This window comes from Sporolactobacillus shoreicorticis, assembly GCF_024125445.1.
Taxonomy (GTDB): domain Bacteria; phylum Bacillota; class Bacilli; order Bacillales; family Sporolactobacillaceae; genus Sporolactobacillus; species Sporolactobacillus shoreicorticis.
In genome coordinates, this window is the sequence record NZ_JAMXWM010000033.1 from 32,666 (window position 1) to 51,005 (window position 18,340).

The following is an 18,340-nucleotide window of genomic DNA, read 5'->3' on the forward strand; positions in this document are numbered from 1 at the left end:
AGTCGCGCCAATATGATTGATGTGATAGACGATATTCATGAACGCTTTGCCGTACCGGCCGATCATCTTTTTTCTATTGCGTTCAAAAGGAGGGGAAGTTACGTGAAAAAAAAGGGTGAATTGAAGGGTGAAAAAAAAGCAGCGGTCCATGGAGATACTGTCGATTTCAAAACAAGCCGGATTTTAAAGGCTACAGTACTGATTTTAAGTCTTATGCTTCTCTTCAGTTTGCGCCCTCTGGATGTAAAGGCATCAGAGGATACGGTATCCTTGCATGTGTTGGCTACTCCCTTTAAGATTCAGGGCGAAAAGAAGGCTGACAACATCAAACTTGACTGGAACGCCGTTACAGGTGCATCTAGCTATACACTAAGCAGTTCTTCTTATAAGAAGGGAAAGTATAAACAAATTGCCACACCAACCAGCAGCACCTACGAAATCTATGGATTAAAGCATAGAACCTATTATAGGGTTCAGGCACTGGACGCTAAAGGGAATGTTCTTGCCACTTCAGAAGTGATTAGTGGTAAGCCTGTAAACTGCAGAAGCAGAGTATCTCTGAACACTTTTGATAACACAAAAACCTCCTCCATTCAAGGTCTTAAGTCTAAGTTCAGAATGGGAAAGAATTATTATCAGTTTGGTTTTGAGCGGGCTGATGACGGCTCCTTAACGATGTGGCAAAGCACATCAAAGGACGGTATTACCTATGGCACAAAAAAAGCCGTGGCCCTTATTGGGGCCGTTGATGAATTGAAATCCTGTAAACTGGAGTCGGTAGGTGCTCAACAGCGATCCGATGGAACGATTGTGATCTGGGCGCACTATGAAAATAGAACGGACTATACGCTGGCCCGTGTGATCAATATTTCGGGTAAACCGGGCGGGCCGTTTACAGTACACGCCAGTTTTCGTCCTCAGGGCAACGATTCCCGTGATCTCAATTTTTATGTTGATGATAATGGAAACGGTTACTTGATTTCTGCTGCCCATGGAAATCAAGATATAAACATCTATAAGCTAACGGATGACTGGATGGAGGTTTTGCCGGAACAGGTTTCCCCGGCGATTACTGTCTTAAAGGGCCAAAGGCGTGAGGCCCCAGCATTAATTAAGCAGGAAAACTGGTACTATCTTTTCTCATCTGAGGCAGCGGGCTGGTATCCAAGTGCCTGCAAATACATCGCTGCCCCAACCATTCAAGGACTTGCCGACGCACCACTGCGCCAGGTTGGTAATACATCAACGTTTGGTACGCAATCCGGTGGTATCTTTATGATCGGCAATACGGCAGTTATGGCTGCAAACCGTTGGAGCAACAGCTGGAAATATCCTGACCCGATTACTGCTGGAAGCCGTTTAATGCCGCTTGCGTTGAAAGACGGATATGCAGCATTCGATTATTACCAGAATATTGAATACAATGTGGAGAAAGGCATTGTCATTCCCGTGCAGGCAGGAGAGAATCTATCTTTGGGCAAACCGGTCGTTGCCAATCAATCGACCGCTGCGAACGCCGGATTTGAAGCAACCAAAGCGAATGATGGCATCAGCTATGACTCTAGCAACTATTATCAATCTGTCGCTGGCGTCGAGCCATGGACTTGGACAGTTGATCTTGGCCAACCGTCGCTAATAAATGAAATTGATATAACTTTTAAAAGGGTCAATGGGTCTGAAACCTATCAAAGCTATCTTCTGGAGGGAAGCAATGACGGCGTTCACTTTGTGACACTAAAGGACTGCACGGATAACAAGGTTATTGGTTTTAACGAAAACGAAATTAACAATACCGATACATTTCGTTATGTCCGAATTAAAGTCAATAACTCAACAAATGTTAATAATGGCCAGAGCGCTAGCTGGGCACGCGGTATTAACGAACTGACCGTATATGGCAGCCCGGTAATCCCGAACCCGTCAAAGTGATTCAGCTTAGATTGGGGCATAGACTACGATATATTTGATGACCGCGAGCGTGCAGAGCGATAATAATCAAAAATAAGGTTGGGGTGTCTCAAAAGTCTATAGACAATGAGACACCTCTACATTTTACTATAAGAACATGGTAGGTTACACTTAATTGGACGAATCAGCTAAGGTCATGTAAACTTCAACGCTCCCAAGGGAGACCGGAAAAATGAAACGGGAACGAAGAAGCTTCTCACGAATTATTCCATACTGATCGAGAGAATCAGTTTAAAGATAAGCTCATTGATGGTGCTTTGGAAACGTTTCAATTAATCGATCCTTAAGTCATAAGGGCATGCCTTATGATAATCCCGTTGCGGAAGCAACATTTAAGACGATCAAAACAGAGTTGGTTACCGAGTGTGTTTTTCCTAACCAACATGTTCTTAATTTTGAATTATTTTACTATGTCCGTTGGTTCAACAACCTTTGAATCCATGGATCACTAGACTATCTAACACCGATTGAATACAAGTTACAGCACCTTTAAAAATTTGTTTGATTTAGTGTTGACATACTACAGATCCTTGCTCAAAGATGAGAAGAGACGTTCACTACCCCTTGATGATAAACAGCGACCGTCTGATACCCGAGCGACTGGTGAGGGCGTTCATGGTTATAAAGATCAAGATAGTTGCCAATGCCTATGCGCCTCTCTTGGACTTTCGTAGTCTTTAAGATAGACTTTTTCTTCGTACTTGACTGAACGCCACAATCGCTCGATAATGATGTTGTCCAGTGCCTGATTCTTCCCATCCATGCTGGTTTTAACGGATTTTTCCTTGAGAAGATACAGATAGTGCGGGCTTGTGAAATGACTGCCTTGATCACTGTTCATGATCTCCGGTCTCGTTTGCGTCAGTGCGTTTTAACGGTTTGTGATCAGCTCAATCTTCCAGTGTCTGTTCTCCAATGCCCGCTGATAACGTAGCCTGAATACCAGTCGATAATGACGGCCAGATACATCCAGCCGTGGTTCAGGAAGCAAAGCGTTCATCTCGTGCATCGATCCAGAATTTTTTTAAACCACGAGAGTTCCGTGGTTAGGCGGCCAACTCACTGTACAGTCGAACAATCTTTTCTTTGTATTCCGCCTAAATCCGGCTCCGATCATTCCGCTTGCGATCAAAGAGTTGTGGCAGCTGAACTGATCTAGAGATGTCTTTTTCCGTTGGTTCAGCCGATTGACATGAACACCGTACTGAGAGGACAATTCGTTTAACGTCTTTTCCTCCTTCAGAATTTCGAGCGTGACTTCGACTTTGAATATTTGAGCGCACGATTTTCGCTTCATAAATATATCTTACACATCCTTGTTTCAAGTCTACGAAGCAAAAAAGGCTATCAGTTAAACGGACGAATAATTACTAAATCCAGAGAATACTGTGTGCATTTAATCAAAATTAAATTTTTTTGATAAGTTCAGCACAGTGGCCATCTTTTAAAAAGATCGGAAGTGTTTCTATAGGTGCATTAACCATGATCCTTTGTCCTCCCTGGTATTCTTTTCCGGTATGGGCATTAGTCCAGCTTGCACCTTCAGGTAGATAGACTGTTCTTTGAGTTGCACCGGCCTGCATGATCGGTGCAACCAGGATATCGTCACCATACATATAAGCATCATCAACCGGCCAAGTGTTTCTATCCTTTGGAAATCCATAAAATAGAGGGCGCATGACAGGACTTCCAGACACATGGGCTTCTTTCATTGTGTTTCTGGAATATGACCGAAGCAGTTCACGAATACCAATGAATTTCTTCATGATTTTATAATTTTTTTCACCATAAGACCAAATTTCGTTTGCCGCGCCTGTTCCTTCCGTTTCTTCGCCATTTTTCTTAAATAGCTTTTGAAAAGGATTTCTAGCACCATGCATGCGCATCACCGGACAGAAGGTTGCAAACTGGAACCATCTGATTAGCAACTCTTGAAATGCGGGTTTTGTGATATCGCCACCGCTAAAACCGCCAATATCGGTTGTCCACCATGGAATGCCAGCTATTCCCATCTGAAGACCTGCGATCAATTGACGACGAAGCGTTTCAAAAGTAGATGAAATATCTCCTGACCATACCAGAGTTCCATATCTTTGGCTGCCGATCCAAGCACAGCGAGCTAATTTAACTGTCACTTTGTCTTCTTGCTTTTGACCATCATAAAAGCCTCGTACATATTCTCGCGGATAGAGATTACTCTTTTGAACAGCTGCCCCAGCATAGTAATGATAGTTGTCAAAATCATATTGGCCATATTCGGGCTCAGCTTCATCAAGCCAAAAGAGTTCAATTCCGTGTTTCTCATAATTTTGCTTAATCTTATTCCAGACAAATTTTCGTGCCTCCGGATTGGTTGCGTCATAAAAGACGTTATTGCCATGAAACAGCATTTGAACATCAATTCCGCGATCAGTACGCACCAATAACCCTTTATCACGCATTTCTTCATAATTTTCACTACGAACATCAATTTGTGGCCAAACGGAAACCATGAGTTTGATACCATAGTCATTTAATTCTTTAACCATTGCATCAGGATCCGGAAAATAATCCGGATCAAAGCGATAATCTCCACAACGTGGCCAGTGGTAGTAGTCAATCACAATTACATCCACCGGAATCTTACGACGGTGGTATTCTCGTGCAACATCTAAGACCTGCTGTTGATTATAATAGCGTAGTTTACACTGCCAGTAGCCTAGTCCATACTCAGGCATCATTGGTACGTGACCGGTGACAGAGCTGTATTGTTGTTCGATTTGTGCCGGTGTATCACCAGCTGTAATCCAATAATCAAGTTGCCTGCTACTATCAGCTGTCCATTCAGAATGATTACTGCCAAAGAAGACTTTACCAATGGCTGGATTTGCCCACAGGAAACCATAACCTAGGTTGGACACATAGAACGGCACAGATGCTTGTGAATTACGGTGAGCAAGTTCCAAGACGGAACCTTTTAAATTGAAAGTTCCATCTTGGTATTGACCCATGCCGAAAATTTGTTCGTTGGAGTTCCCCAAAAAAGTAGCTGTAACTTTAAAATCGTCTCCGGAAATAGTGTGATAACTTCGAGGCCGTTTATTAAGTGCACCGCCACGGTCAGTTTCACGTAAGAGCAGCTTACCGTCTTGATTATAGAAGCTAATAATTCCCCAACGGGTATTAAATCGATTGGAAGTTACAACAGCTTTAATGTTGCCATTCTGAATCGTTGCTTCACCGGGTTCTTGAACATTAATATTTGCAGATGAATTTGTCGATAACAGTGCGTCATTAGATAAATCCAGTGGACCAGCCGGTGTTGCTGTGATACGGAAGCTATTATCTCCCCATGCAGTGATTCTGACAGTTTCGTTTTGGTTATGAAATTCTAAATAGTTATCTCCCTGTGTAAAAATAACCATGAGATGCCTCCTCTTCCTAAAAGAGGGATACTTATTAGCAGTGTAATAAAAATAATAATGTATCCGCTTTCTTTTTTTGGTTAGTATATCATACCAACTAATTACTATCAAGATGTTTCATGACCAAAAATGCTTTATTTAGCGGATACTGGATTAGACTAGTTAAGTTTTGGCCCATTCCGTCGTTTCATAGCTAATTTCCAAATAAGTCTCTTTAATTTGTATGTCAAACAACAAAGCCAAAAAAAGCGTAATACCGTGTCGATATTCGCCATTGCAATGCCCATATCGATAGATACAGCAACGATCTCAGCCGTTTTGGCGTGCACTAAGCCAAGCCCGCACTTTTTGTTTAATGAAGAAAAAGCTTCGTTCAATTTTCCCTCGGGGGTCTGTCGTTGGGTGTTTTCGTTGCTTAACGCTTCTGCATTACCTTCAGCCTATTTTCCTGCAGGTAGCCCATCTGTCGATGTATTCTGCTTTAATCGCAAGGCTCCCACCTCCTGATTTTTCCAGATTAATTAAGGTTCAGTCCTTCGTTTCACCGAAACTACTATAACTTCTGCTGACTTCTCGCCGTTCATCCGAACCTTGTCTGGCGACTTACGTTTGGATTGCGTCTGTAGGAACTTCATCCTTCTTGTCGGACGCCCTGACGAGATCTCCCCGGGTAAGAACGACCGCTTTCCTTCCATGTGGCTGCTGCATTTACTGAATGAGATTCGGGCAGTATTGGACTTCACCTTGTTTTGCAGGCTTATCCGTCTCAAGTCAGCCATAACATGCAGTTCTTGTTCATTAGCCCGGAAGTTTGCCTCCGGCTTCCTTCAGATTCCGCCTCACGGTGGACACCCTTGCCCTTGGCTGACAGTTCTTACTGCCAAGCCTGTAGCGGACTTTCACCGCCAAGCTGTCGCCCATGCCGGGCGCACTATGAAATAGAACAGATTATATGCTGGCCCGTGTGATCAACATTTCAGGTAAACCGGACGGGCCATTTACGAGCAAAACAATCATTGCCAGTCAGTCGACCACTTACTGCAAATGACAGATTTGAAGTAATTAAAACAAATGATGACGTCAGCTATGATTCAGCAACTATTATTAATCTGTCGCTAGCGTTCAAGAAGGGACATAAACTAAGTAAAAGAGGGTGTCAAAAGTCTAATGACGATGGGACACCCATTAAATGACATACCTTTGGAATTAAGTGCGCGGGTAGTTGTTCACGTTACGAGCAACCGGAGCGCAGTGCAGGTTCGATACGCTTTTGGGACAGCCTCTAGGTTGGACTTTTTCAATGGCCTCTCGCTGATCTTCTTGTAGAGGTTTCACATCTGCGTATTGATTCACAGCCGCTTATTTTGCTGTAAAATCAAATACTTTACTAATTTACTAAGTAAATCAGAGAATGCCCATCGAAATCAAATTCTGGTGAAAAAAATAGTAGTATTACCAACCAAAATTTTTGGGCGTCGGAATTGGCGGATCTACGTCAACATTATTAACGTACGTTTTGCTGAATGCATTACGATATTGACTTGGCGTTGTGCCGGAAGTTTTTTTGAAAATACGCATAAAATACTTTTCATTGAGAAAGTTTAATTCCAAAGCTATTTGTTTTACCGTTTTATTTGTAGTCAGTAATAATTCCATGGCCTGATTGACTTTAGTTTGATTGATATACGCAATCGTTGTTGTTGACTGATATCGCTTAAAAAGACGGGTTAAATAATTGGGGGTTATTTCGAATTCATTAGCAATTTGCGCCACACTTAATGATTCGTGACTGTGAATTTTAATCCAATTGATAATCATTTCAAAAGTAGCCGTGTTGGAAGTAGTCTTCTGCTGCGTTTTCTTTATGTACTGGTTGGATAATTCTATTGCTAATACGGAAATAAAGTAACTTGGTGTCAATACAGAATCGCTTTCGTCATTAGCACTATCCAGTAGTTGACGAACCAGCAATATGATCTTTTCAAAGTTTCTGATTTGGAATAATTGTGGTATTGCGATTTCTTCGGATTGCAGTTTCTGGGTGTTAAACTGTAAATCTGTTTTCACAGCAGTTCCGGGAAAAAAATGCATCCAATAGTATTGCGTGTCAGCTGTTGATCCTTGGTAACCAATGTGACAGATGCGTGGTGGAATAAGCAGGCAATCATGCCCTTTAACCACAAAACGCTCTGTACCAATTTGAATATAGACCTCCCCGCTTAACACAATGAATAGTTCATAATCACCATTATTGGTGATCTGTTTATGTCGCCACCCATCATTACAGAAATAATGTCCGGCTTTATAATAGCTAAATGGCTGCTTTAGTGTGAAAATATATACTTTTTCACTCATTTTATGTACCTCCTTTAAAATTTGTGTACCTTTTTCTCTATTTTATTAGTTTTCGAGAAATAAGCAAACGCTTACAGTATGAATGTAAGCGTTTATACGTATGGGTCAACATTCGAATGTTTGCATTTACCTGTTAAGGAGGAGAACCTTATGAGTGAGCCATCGATTACAAAAACACTTAAGCAACCCGTTAGACATGTCGGTACCTTGGAAAAATTCAGCTATGCTCAGCTTGATACCGCCGGACAATTAGTCTTTACGATGATTAGCAGTTATCTTCTCTACTTTTACACAGACATAGCTGGGCTACCAGTCGCAACCGCTGGTATTATTCTATTGATTGCACGGATTTTTGACGGCATTGATGCCCCAATTTGGGGGAGCTTGATTGATATTACCAATTCCAAATATGGGCGTGCCCGGCCGTACTTCCTCTGGGTAGCGATTCCCTTTGCGCTATTTGGCATTTTAACCTTCTGGGCACCACAGATCAGTATGACTGGCCGTATTTGGTATTGCGGCATTACCTATGTTATCTGTGGAATCCTGTATACAGGATTGAACACACCTTTAACCGCTGTTCTCCCATTAATAACGCCCAATCCGTCTGAAAGATTACAAATGAATTCCTAGCGAATGACCGGGTCACAATTGGGAGTACTTGCAGTTAACGCACTGACATTACCTTTAGTTGCTTTTTTAGGCGGCGGAAATGACGTTGTCGGGTTTCGTTGGACCATTATCATTTTTGCTGTTTTATGTGCCATCATGACCTTGTTCTCCTTTCGGCACATCAAAGAACGAGTACAGGTTACTGCTAAACGTACAACTCTGAAGCAGGGAATCCACGCGATGAGACGTAACTGGCCATGGATCATTATCGTGATAAGCAATTTATTGTTTTGGATTGGTTTAACAGAACGAACGTCGACACTCGTCTACTACTTCACGTACAACTTTGGCAACAAGGGTTTAGTAACCTTCTTTAATTCGATTGCATCAATCCAGATTATCGCGATGCTTTCCATACCACTTCTGAATAAGTTTATGAGTAAGCAGCTTCTTTGGATTGTCTCGTTAATTGCCGCCATCATCGGTCAACTCATCATTGTTGTCGGCGGTCAATCCTTGCCGATTGTCCTAATCGGTTGGATTATTGCCAATATGGGATCAGGAATTGCTTGTTCCATGCCATTTGCGATGCTGGGTTCTGCGGTAGATTATGGCGAATGGAAAAATAAGGTCAATGCAGCAGGTCTACTGACCGCTATCGGCAGTTCATTTTGCATTAAAGTAGGCAGTGGTATTGCCGGTTTTATTCCCTCAATTATTTTGTCGGCCTTTGGTTATGTAGCGAATAAAACTCAAACTGCTTATGCTTTAACCGGAATTTCTATTTCTTTCAATTGGGTGACGATATTTGCGTTCGCTCTTGCCATTTTGCCATTGCTGTTCTATCGCAAATATGAAAAGATGGAAGACACTGTACGTTTGACAGTAGAGAAAGATACTCAGTTGGAAAATTAATCCGTTGTTTAAGTTAAAATTTTAGGAGGTCGAAAAATGCTGTCACAACAAGAGCAAAGTTTAATTCTACGTCATGGTAATGAGTTATTGAAAATTGAACCGTGGGGTGAAAATAGTTTTCGCGTCAGGAGTAGTAAGTATCCGAAATTTCAGGGAAGTAGCCATGCACTGTTACCTGCGCCCAAATTATCAGCGCATCCGAAAATTACTATTGATGCTTCCGGTTCGAGCGGTTCCATTACTAATGGAGACCTAACGGCAAAAATTAACGCACACAAAAACATACTTTTTTACAATCAAGATGGCAAACTGCTGCTTAAAGGTTATCAGCGCAATCGTATCGATGACATGACAACCACTATTGATCACAACAAAGCCGCTCACTTTAACAGTGCATTGAATATTAATTCACGTGAATTTAAAGCTCACATAGGCGGCGATTATGAACTTTACGTTCGCTTCGAGTCCAATCCAGAAGAAAAATTATTTGGTATGGGGCAATATCAACAAGATTTTCTTGACTTGAAAAACGCTAAATTGGAATTAGCACATCGAAACTCTCAGGCCAGTGTACCGTTCGTCCTTTCCAATCAAGGTTATGGTTTTTTGTGGAACAATCCGGCAATTGGCGACGTTCATTTTGCCAAGAATATAACAGAGTGGCATGCAATATCCACAAAAGAAATGGATTTTTGGATTACAGACGGCGATCAACCAAGTCAGATTGAGGAACAATACGCTGCCGTAACCGGAACTGTTCCGATGATGCCCGAATATGGACTAGGCTATTGGCAGTGCAAGCTACGCTATCGTACTCAGGATGAACTGCTGCAAGCTGCGCGTGAATTTAAACGACGCCATCTACCTATTGACGTGATTGTAATTGATTATTTTCACTGGCCAAAATCGGGAGAGTTCTGTTTTGATCCGGCATATTGGCCAGATCCTCGTGCCATGATTAATGAACTTCATGAAATGGGGATCAAGTTGATGGTTTCTGTCTGGCCAACCATTGATGAGACAAGCTCGCATTATAAAGAGATGGCTGAAAATGGTTATTTAATTCAAGTTGAACGTGGTGTACCAATTGCGATGAATTTTTTAGGAAACAATGGATTCGCGGATTTCACCAATCCCGGGACCCGGCGTTACTTATGGGCATTACTGAAAAAGAATTACTACGATTTAGGTGTTGATTTATTTTGGCTTGATGAAGCCGAACCGGAGTATACGGTATATGACTTCGACAATTATCGTTACTATCGGGGAAGCAACCTTCAAGTGGGCAACATTTTCCCGGCCGTCTACTCAAAAATGGTATACGACGGTATGAAGTCCGTCGGACAGAAAGAGATTGTCAATCTGGTCCGTAGTGCCTGGGCAGGTTCTCAGCGATACGGTGCACTCGTCTGGTCCGGAGACATTGATTCCAGTTTTCAATCCTTACGTAATCAGCTGGCCATCGGGCTTAATATAGCAATTGCCGGCATTCCCTGGTGGACAACCGATATCGGCGGTTTTCATGGTGGCATAAACGATGATCCCGATTTTCGTGAATTGGTTACCCGCTGGTTTCAGTTTTCTACCTTCTGTCCGGTCATGCGCATGCATGGTGACCGTGAGCCTCACACGAAGCCACTAAGTGTGTCCGGCGGAGGAAAAATGCCTTCAGGAGCACCAACGGAGCCTTGGGCATACGGAGATCAAACTTATAACATCATGATCCGCTATATGCAAATTCGTGAGCATATGCGTGATTACCTGCGTGAACAAATGGCGGCCGCACATAAGAAAGGAACGCCAATTATCCGGCCTCTGTTCTATGACTTTCCAACAGATCAGAACAGCTGGGCCATTGAAAATCAGTATATGTTTGGCCATGATCTTTTGATTGCACCGATTATGTATGCACAGATAACGCAAAGGGATGTTTATCTCCCTCAGGGTACCGATTGGGTAAATGTTTATACCCAAGAAACAAAGTCTGGCGGTCAAACTATTGTCACCGAAGCACCTATCGAAGAAATTCCGGTTTTTGTCCGTAAACAGGTTGCGGATGTGCTATTGCCACTTTTCAAATAGATTCCGAGCAAAACCTCTCGGAAACAGATAAAAATACAGGAGAAAAAGCATTTTACTTCAATTTTGGTGATAAAATGCTCTTTTTTGATTATTCATCAGATCCAGATAAGCGTCAAAATTATGAACATATCAATTTTATTATATCTTATGAAAATATGTATTGCATAAAAAACACTTGTGCAATAAATGAAAGCGTTTTATAATTAATTATGTAAGTTTGTTGTATAAACCAACTATTTAGGAGGCTTCATTTATGAATGTTAAAAAGACTTATTGGAACGATGTCGGTAAAATCAGATATGTAGGTCACGATCACCTACGTTCAGAACTTTCCTTTCACTATTACAATCCGGACGAAGTGATTCATGGCAAGAAGATGCGGGATTGGCTGCGGTTTTCCGTTGCTTACTGGCATACTTTTGATCAGCGTCTGGTCGATCCATTCGGTACCGGTACGGCTCAGCGGCCATATGACCAATACAGTGATTCCATGGATCTAGCTTTGGCAAAAGTTGATGCTGCCTTTGAATTCTTTACTAAGCTGGGTGTCGATTATTTTTGTTTCCATGACCGTGACTTGGCTCCTGAAGGCGATACGCTCAGAGAAACCAACAGAAATCTGGATACAATCATTGACCGCATCGTTGCTTACCAAAAAACGACCGGTATAAAGGCTCTGTGGAACACCTCAAATCTGTTTACTAATCCTCGATTTGTCGCCGGTGCCGCAACATCACCATATGCTGATATTTATGCATATTCTGCGGCTCAGTTGAAACACAGTCTGGAAATCGGCAAACGGGTCGGTGCCGAAAATTACGTATTCTGGGGTGGACGGGAAGGTTATGAATCACTTTGGAATACGGATTTAAAAAAAGAACAGGAGCATGCGGCAAAATTTTTCCATCTGGCTAAAGATTATGCTAGAGAAATTGGATTCACTGCCCAAATGCTACTTGAACCGAAACCTAAGGAACCGACGACTCATCAATACGATTTTGATGCGGCAACGACCATTGCTTTCATGAAAGAATACGACTTGGAAAATGACTTTAAGCTTAATTTGGAGGGAAATCACGCAAATCTGGCCGGCCATACTTACCAGCATGAAATTCGTGTGGCGCGTGAAGCAGGCCTGCTTGGTTCTCTAGATGCAAATCAAGGCGACAAGCTGATAGGCTGGGACATTGACGAATATCCTTCCAATCTGTATGAAACCACTGCCGCCATGTATGAAGTTATCGAGAACGGAAGTATCGGGCCTCGCGGCGGATTGAATTTTGACGCAAAGCCGAGACGCTCCTCTTACAAACCAAATGATCTGTTCTACGGCCATATTGTAGGCATGGACAGTTTCGCTGCCGGACTGCGAGTTGCCGCGAAAATGAAGGAAGACGGGTTTTTGGATGATATTTTAAGCGATCGTTACCGTTCCTATACGTCCGGAATTGGGGCAGCTATCGAAAACGGCAAAGCCGACTTCAAGTCCCTTGAAGATTATATCATCGATAAACCGCAATCCGAATTGATTGCGGCAACACACTCGGATCATCTTGAGAAAATAAAAGATACGATCAATCACTATATCATTGATACCCTAAGCAAGTCATAATTAAAAGTGCAGTTACAGGGGCCCTTTGTCTCCTGTTTTTCCATGCTGTGTCTTGAGGAGGAATATCCATGAGTGATTACGTGCTCGGCATTGATTTGGGAACGAGTGCGGTCAAGGTTTCTGCCTTGAACCGCAACGGACAGATCATTGCCCAGGAAAGCGCTGACTATGATTTGATTCAACCTGGGCCAGGGTATAGCGAACAGAATCCGGAAGACTGGGTCTCCGGCACAACGGCAGCGATTGTACGGCTGATTCAACATGATCACTTAACACTGAAAGCAATTACCGGTATTAGTTTTTCAGGTCAAATGCATGGACTGGTGCTTCTTGATGAAAATAACCGAGTACTTCGCCCGGCTATTTTATGGAACGATACCCGGACAACGGCCCAATGCAAAGAAATCGAGACATTGCTTGGTGATTCGTTTATTGCAATAACAAAAAATCGGCCACTGGAAGGCTTCACATTGCCAAAATTACTGTGGGTTAAAGAAAATGAACCGGATATCTGGGCAAAAGCAAAGACATTTCTCCTACCCAAAGATTATGTCCGCTTTCGAATGACGGGCAGGTTGGCAACGGACTATTCCGATGCAACCGGAACGGTGTTGCTGGATGTCGCTGCCGGTACGTGGAGTAAGACGATTTGCGAGAAGCTTCATATTCCGCTCTCCCTATGTCCGCCATTGATCAGATCCATTGATCTGGCCGGTAATGTGACACCAAGCTACGCCGCATTTTCCGGACTGACTATTGGTACAAAGGTCTTCTGCGGTGCGGCCGACAATGCCGCGGGTGCTATCGGCACCGGTATCTTGAATTCGAATCGAGTGCTGTCCAGTATTGGCACTTCCGGTGTGGTTCTGAAATATGAAACCAATGCAGAGACTGACTATCATGGTGTCTTACAGTTTGAGGATCACGCGATTCCCAATAAATTTTACTCTATGGGCGTAACTCTGGCGGCAGGTTATTCGCTGAGCTGGTTCCAAAAGACCTTTGCAGCTTCGGAAAGTTTTGCAGATTTTATTACCAATGCCGAAAGATCGACCGTGGGGGCGAATGGATTACTATTTACGCCTTACATTGTCGGCGAGCGAGCTCCATACGCAGATGCATCCGTTCGTGGGAGCTTTATCGGTATCGACGGCACTCACCAACGCCATGATTTTGTCCGTGCTGTTTTGGAAGGAATTATCTTCTCGTTTCGCGATATTTTTGCAATCTATGAAGAAAATGGCAGTAATTTTGATACCGTCGTCTCTACCGGTGGCGGTTCAAAAAGTCCATTATGGCTGCAAATTCAGGCGGACATCTTTAACCGAAAAGTTGTCAGTCTAAAAAATGAACAGGGGCCGGGCATGGGTGCAGCTATGATTGCCGCAGTTGGTATGGGATGGTTTGACTCCCTTCAGGAATGCACCGAGCAGTTCATCCATTTTGGCAAAGTTTACGTACCAGATTCGGATCATGTTAAGAAATATCAGCAAATTTACGAGATCTATCGCAAGGTATACGCGCGGACAAAAGACATCAGCGCGGAGTTGCTGAACTATCGGCAACATAGTTTGTAACGTTTATCGCCGTCACGATAACATGAACCTATTTACTATGTTTAAAGATGTAAAAAAAGAGGATTTGCGGAGTGAAAAACAGAACGAATGGATTACCCACGAAGTTCCTATGAAATAGCGCAGTCTGTTAAAACGTTGACCTATTGATCATGCACCATAGGGGCAACCTGTTTTCAAAAATCTTAATTTAGTACTTTTCACTACTCTTTTCAACCGGTCACAATAATAATAATTACTTGTGTGATTACCGGTTTTTTTTCATGTTTCCCACCTTCTCTGAAAAATTCTCGTTGAACGAGATAATCGCAGACAAATTGCAGCGCGCCAAGCAAACTTCCAGAAGGCCTCTGCAACTGTGCGGTTTTGTCCTCATTAAACAGCGCTTTAACGATGGATCAATTTGATAATCACGAAGGGCAGTGTTTTCCGCCTTCTGAAAGAACATCGCTGAGTGAAAGCTTAAGATAGACACGGGGTCGATACCAATCATCAGCCGTCCATAGTTGGGTCGAATGAAGCTTTAACACCAGTACCTTAATGGCATCTGGCACCGATAACATTGTTCGTTAAATATTTTGGGAACAGACATCAAGTATCACGCAGTATCCGAGTTAAACAGTGACTATCAAGCTCAACATTTATAACACGGGGAGTGAGGCTTATGCATAAAATCAATAATGGGCTTATTTATTTTTTTGGTGCTCTAGGCGGGCTGCTGTTTGGTTACGACACTGGAGTTATTTCGGGAGCAATCCTGTTTATCGACAAAGAACTTAAATTAACCACGTTTACAACAGGCATTGTTGTGAGTGCAATTCTGCTGGGAGCAATGATTGGTGCGGCAGTCGGCGGCACACTTGCTGACCGGTATGGACGGAGGCGAATCGTCCTGGCAGCTGCGGTAACATTTTGTATAGGTGCCTTAGGATGCGCCGTTTCCTGGAATGTCGGATCACTGATTTTTTTTCGAGTAATTTTAGGAACCGCGGTAGGCGGTGCCTCAACATTAGTTCCGATGTATCTTTCCGAGCTTGCTCCTGCAAAAGTCAGAGGCGCACTGTCAACTCTGAACCAGCTTATGATCATGATCGGTATTCTACTCGCGTATACTATTAATTATCTGTTCGCAAATATAGCCGGAGACTGGCGCTGGATGCTTGGATTTGCTTTTATCCCTGGCATTCTCCTCTTCTTTGGAATGCTACTGGCACCGGAAAGTCCAAGATGGCTTGTGGAAAAAGGATGTGAAAACAGGGCAAGAGAAATACTGAATCAGCTTCGGCATGGCATTGGTGTAGATGATGAAATCAGCGACATTAAACTGACAAATGATCAGCCACATAGCGGATACAGAGATCTGTTTGCTGACTGGGCCCGACCATCATTAATTATTGGAATCGGATTGGCCGTTTTTCAGCAGGTAATTGGTTGTAATACGGTGCTCTATTATGCACCGACAACATTTACCAAAGTCGGGCTAGGCTCTTCAGCAGCTCTATTAGGGACTATAGGTATCGGCATTGTGAATGTTCTCGTGACGGTACTGGCCGTCTGGCTGATGGACCGGGCAGGGAGAAGAAAGCTGCTTATGATCGGTAACGTTGGCATGTCGGTAAGTCTATTTCTCATGGCTTTTACCAGTGGTAGCGGAGCAGCAACATCCATTATGACTGTCATCAGCCTTTCTGTCTATATTATGTTCTTTTCATTAACATGGGGCCCTGTCATGTGGGTGCTTCTGGGAGAAATCTTTCCATTGCGCATCCGTGGAGTAGCCCTTGGCGTCAGCGGAGTAATCAACTGGTTTGCAAATCTTATGGTCTCTTTGACTTTCCCCAGCCTATTCGCGAGATTCGGCACAGCATTATTCAGTGTATATGCAATCATGGGGGTCATCGCATTTATTTTCGTGTTCTGCATGGTTCCTGAAACCGCCGGAAAAAGCCTGGAGCAAATTGAGGCTTCACTGCGATCAAGCAGCTTGCGGAATGTTGACTAATAAAGGAAGAAGGTAATAAGTTATATTTATCATACAGAAAGAATAACAATTAAATTTTTGTAATGAAAAAAGAGGGGACACATCAGTTCTGTGCGATGCTACGATGCGCCTCCTCTTTCCTTTATCCCGCAAACAATAGATAAGTCGTGAAAATTGTTTCAGTTATTTCTCAAAGTAATCAAAGCTCGTTTTCTGCTTCGCATGGAGATTTGGTGTGATTTTTTATCACCTTTTCTTATCCAAGATTATCGAAATCACACGTTAAAACACCTTGACTTATCCAGCTTACTTATACTAATGTAAATTGTAAACTTATTCATATTTTCTGTCAGTATCTTTTTATATGTCATATTGGTTAGGGGGACACCAAGATGATTCGCCACAGCATGAATAACAATCAGCTGCGTAATCAGAATCTGAAACTTGTTTTGCAGCAGGTTTTTAATAATCGCCCTACTTCGCGAATTGAGATTGCCCGTAATTTACAACTCAACAAATCGACGGTATCATCTTTATATAATAGTTTAATGGCTGCCGGCTATCTGATTGAACTGGGTTTGGGCGAAGCATCAACAGCTGGCGGACGCAAGCCAATGTTGGTTGATATTAATAAAAATTACGGATATACAGTGACTTTTGACTTAGGCTATCGTCATCTGCATGTGATTGCCAACTATTTGAATGGCGATGTTTGGCAGTATGAACAGACCAAGGTCAAAGATAAATCAATTCACGAAATGGTTGACTTGATCAGAAATTACATTGCCAAGTACCGGCAAAACGACCCAACGGAAAACGGGCTTTTAGGGCTCTGTTTCTCCATTCATGGAATTGTCGTCAATAATCAAATTAAGCATTCACCATGGATTGATATGGACGGAGTAGATCTGTATGCATTATTTACCAAAGCATACGGTATTCCGGTCATACTTGAGAATGAAGCAAATTTGTCAGCTATTTTTGAACGCGATTTCAACGGTGCCAGAACGATGAATAGTATGGTCACCATCAGTATACATAAAGGCATCGGTGCAGGGATTATTTTGAAAAGAGAATTATTCCGTGGTGAGCATGGTGAGGCGGGCGAAGTCGGCTGCACAATGGCAAATATTGCTATTAACTCGGGCGACGGCATGCAACCTCAACATATTGAAAATCTGTGCTCTGAAGATGCCATTATTGCCCAGGTTGAAAAACACAAAGGCTTAAATAATCTTAATCGGGAAGACCTTGTCGAATTTTATAAAAAAGAAGATCAGGCGGTCACCCGCATTCTCAGGCAATTCGCCATCGCCATCGCCGGCTTGATTTACAACATGGTAAGTTTATTGGATCCTGATGAAATTTTTCTTAACTCGCCGCTTATTGAAGAAATTCCGGAACTGTTGCAAGGGATCCAAACGGCTTACGAGAGCGTTTCTCAGACAAAGCTTACTATCCACCTTACGTCAAATACTACCCTGGCTACAGTGCTTGGTGGTTGTTCATTGATCACGCATCACGTATTTGGATTGGAAAAATATGACATGGATTTCAGCAAATCTAAAATTTAACCGATTGCAGGTGAGGGATGGGGGAAGTTTATCGCAAATTTTCTCTTGAAAACGAACCAGATCAGGTTGTATTGCGGGGTACTGTTTATCACACACTCATTAATTAAATTAGGTCGGATCGCCGATGATCATAAAATCAATCGACTACGTGCAGATCTAATCCAGAAAGCACTGTCTTTTTACTTTCGACACAGTTCCCCATTAACACCGTACCGAAGAAATAACATTAAACTCAATACGAGAAAATAAGACCTCCGCCGCCC

8 protein-coding genes and 3 pseudogenes are annotated in these 18,340 nt (G+C 42.7%); 8 read left to right on the forward strand and 3 right to left on the reverse strand.

Going from position 1 to position 18,340, the window contains the following annotated elements:
• The first annotated feature begins 102 nt into the window (after positions 1–102).
• A complete protein-coding gene (locus tag NIE88_RS19335) occupies positions 103–1,929 on the forward strand; it encodes a discoidin domain-containing protein (RefSeq protein ID WP_253064914.1) in 1,827 nt (608 codons plus the stop codon).
• A 239-nt stretch (positions 1,930–2,168) separates the two neighbouring features.
• Positions 2,169–2,404, forward strand: a pseudogene (locus NIE88_RS19340) (IS3 family transposase); the annotation flags it as partial.
• 98 nt (positions 2,405–2,502) lie between these two features.
• On the opposite strand, the pseudogene NIE88_RS19345 reads toward NIE88_RS19340, so the two are convergent.
• The 3 genes and pseudogenes from NIE88_RS19345 to NIE88_RS19355 all read right to left on the reverse strand — a co-directional run.
• Positions 2,503–2,836 (reverse strand): annotated as a pseudogene (locus tag NIE88_RS19345) (transposase); the annotation flags it as partial.
• Between the two features lie 538 nt (positions 2,837–3,374).
• Positions 3,375–5,372: a glycoside hydrolase family 31 protein gene (locus tag NIE88_RS19350; RefSeq protein ID WP_253064916.1), complete on the reverse strand. Its 1,998-nt coding sequence runs from the start codon at positions 5,370–5,372 to the stop codon at positions 3,375–3,377.
• Positions 5,373–6,824: 1,452 nt separating this feature from the next.
• Positions 6,825–7,727: an AraC family transcriptional regulator gene (locus tag NIE88_RS19355; RefSeq protein ID WP_253064918.1), complete on the reverse strand. Its 903-nt coding sequence runs from the start codon at positions 7,725–7,727 to the stop codon at positions 6,825–6,827.
• Positions 7,728–7,877: 150 nt separating this feature from the next.
• Between NIE88_RS19355 and NIE88_RS19360 the strand changes: the two are divergent.
• From NIE88_RS19360 to NIE88_RS19385, 6 genes and pseudogenes are all read left to right on the forward strand, one after another.
• Positions 7,878–9,254: pseudogene (locus tag NIE88_RS19360) on the forward strand (MFS transporter).
• A 36-nt stretch (positions 9,255–9,290) separates the two neighbouring features.
• Positions 9,291–11,336, forward strand: coding sequence for a glycoside hydrolase family 31 protein (locus tag NIE88_RS19365; RefSeq protein WP_253064920.1), 2,046 nt, complete (start codon positions 9,291–9,293; stop codon positions 11,334–11,336).
• 253 nt (positions 11,337–11,589) lie between these two features.
• Positions 11,590–12,948: a xylose isomerase gene (xylA, locus tag NIE88_RS19370; RefSeq protein WP_253064922.1), complete on the forward strand. Its 1,359-nt coding sequence runs from the start codon at positions 11,590–11,592 to the stop codon at positions 12,946–12,948.
• 68 nt (positions 12,949–13,016) lie between these two features.
• On the forward strand, positions 13,017–14,525 hold the full coding sequence (gene xylB / locus NIE88_RS19375; RefSeq protein WP_253064924.1) for a xylulokinase: 1,509 nt from the start codon (positions 13,017–13,019) through the stop codon (positions 14,523–14,525).
• 661 nt (positions 14,526–15,186) lie between these two features.
• The gene (locus NIE88_RS19380; protein WP_253064926.1) at positions 15,187–16,524 is read left to right on the forward strand and encodes a sugar porter family MFS transporter; all 1,338 of its coding nucleotides are present in this window, start codon (positions 15,187–15,189) and stop codon (positions 16,522–16,524) included.
• A gap of 371 nt (positions 16,525–16,895) precedes the next feature.
• Positions 16,896–18,077, forward strand: coding sequence for an ROK family protein (locus NIE88_RS19385; RefSeq protein WP_253064937.1), 1,182 nt, complete (start codon positions 16,896–16,898; stop codon positions 18,075–18,077).
• Positions 18,078–18,340 lie beyond the last annotated feature (263 nt).

What these genes read in the sequence shown, in the direction of transcription:
- xylB (WP_253064924.1), top strand. Translation starts at nt 13,017, where the DNA reads ATGAGTGATTACGTGCTCGGCATTGATTTGGGAACGAGTGCGGTCAAG.
- NIE88_RS19385 (WP_253064937.1), top strand. Translation starts at nt 16,896, where the DNA reads ATGATTCGCCACAGCATGAATAACAATCAGCTGCGTAATCAGAATCTG.
- NIE88_RS19355 (WP_253064918.1), bottom strand. Translation starts at nt 7,727, where the DNA reads ATGAGTGAAAAAGTATATATTTTCACACTAAAGCAGCCATTTAGCTAT.
- NIE88_RS19365 (WP_253064920.1), top strand. Translation starts at nt 9,291, where the DNA reads ATGCTGTCACAACAAGAGCAAAGTTTAATTCTACGTCATGGTAATGAG.
- NIE88_RS19380 (WP_253064926.1), top strand. Translation starts at nt 15,187, where the DNA reads ATGCATAAAATCAATAATGGGCTTATTTATTTTTTTGGTGCTCTAGGC.
- NIE88_RS19350 (WP_253064916.1), bottom strand. Translation starts at nt 5,372, where the DNA reads ATGGTTATTTTTACACAGGGAGATAACTATTTAGAATTTCATAACCAA.
- xylA (WP_253064922.1), top strand. Translation starts at nt 11,590, where the DNA reads ATGAATGTTAAAAAGACTTATTGGAACGATGTCGGTAAAATCAGATAT.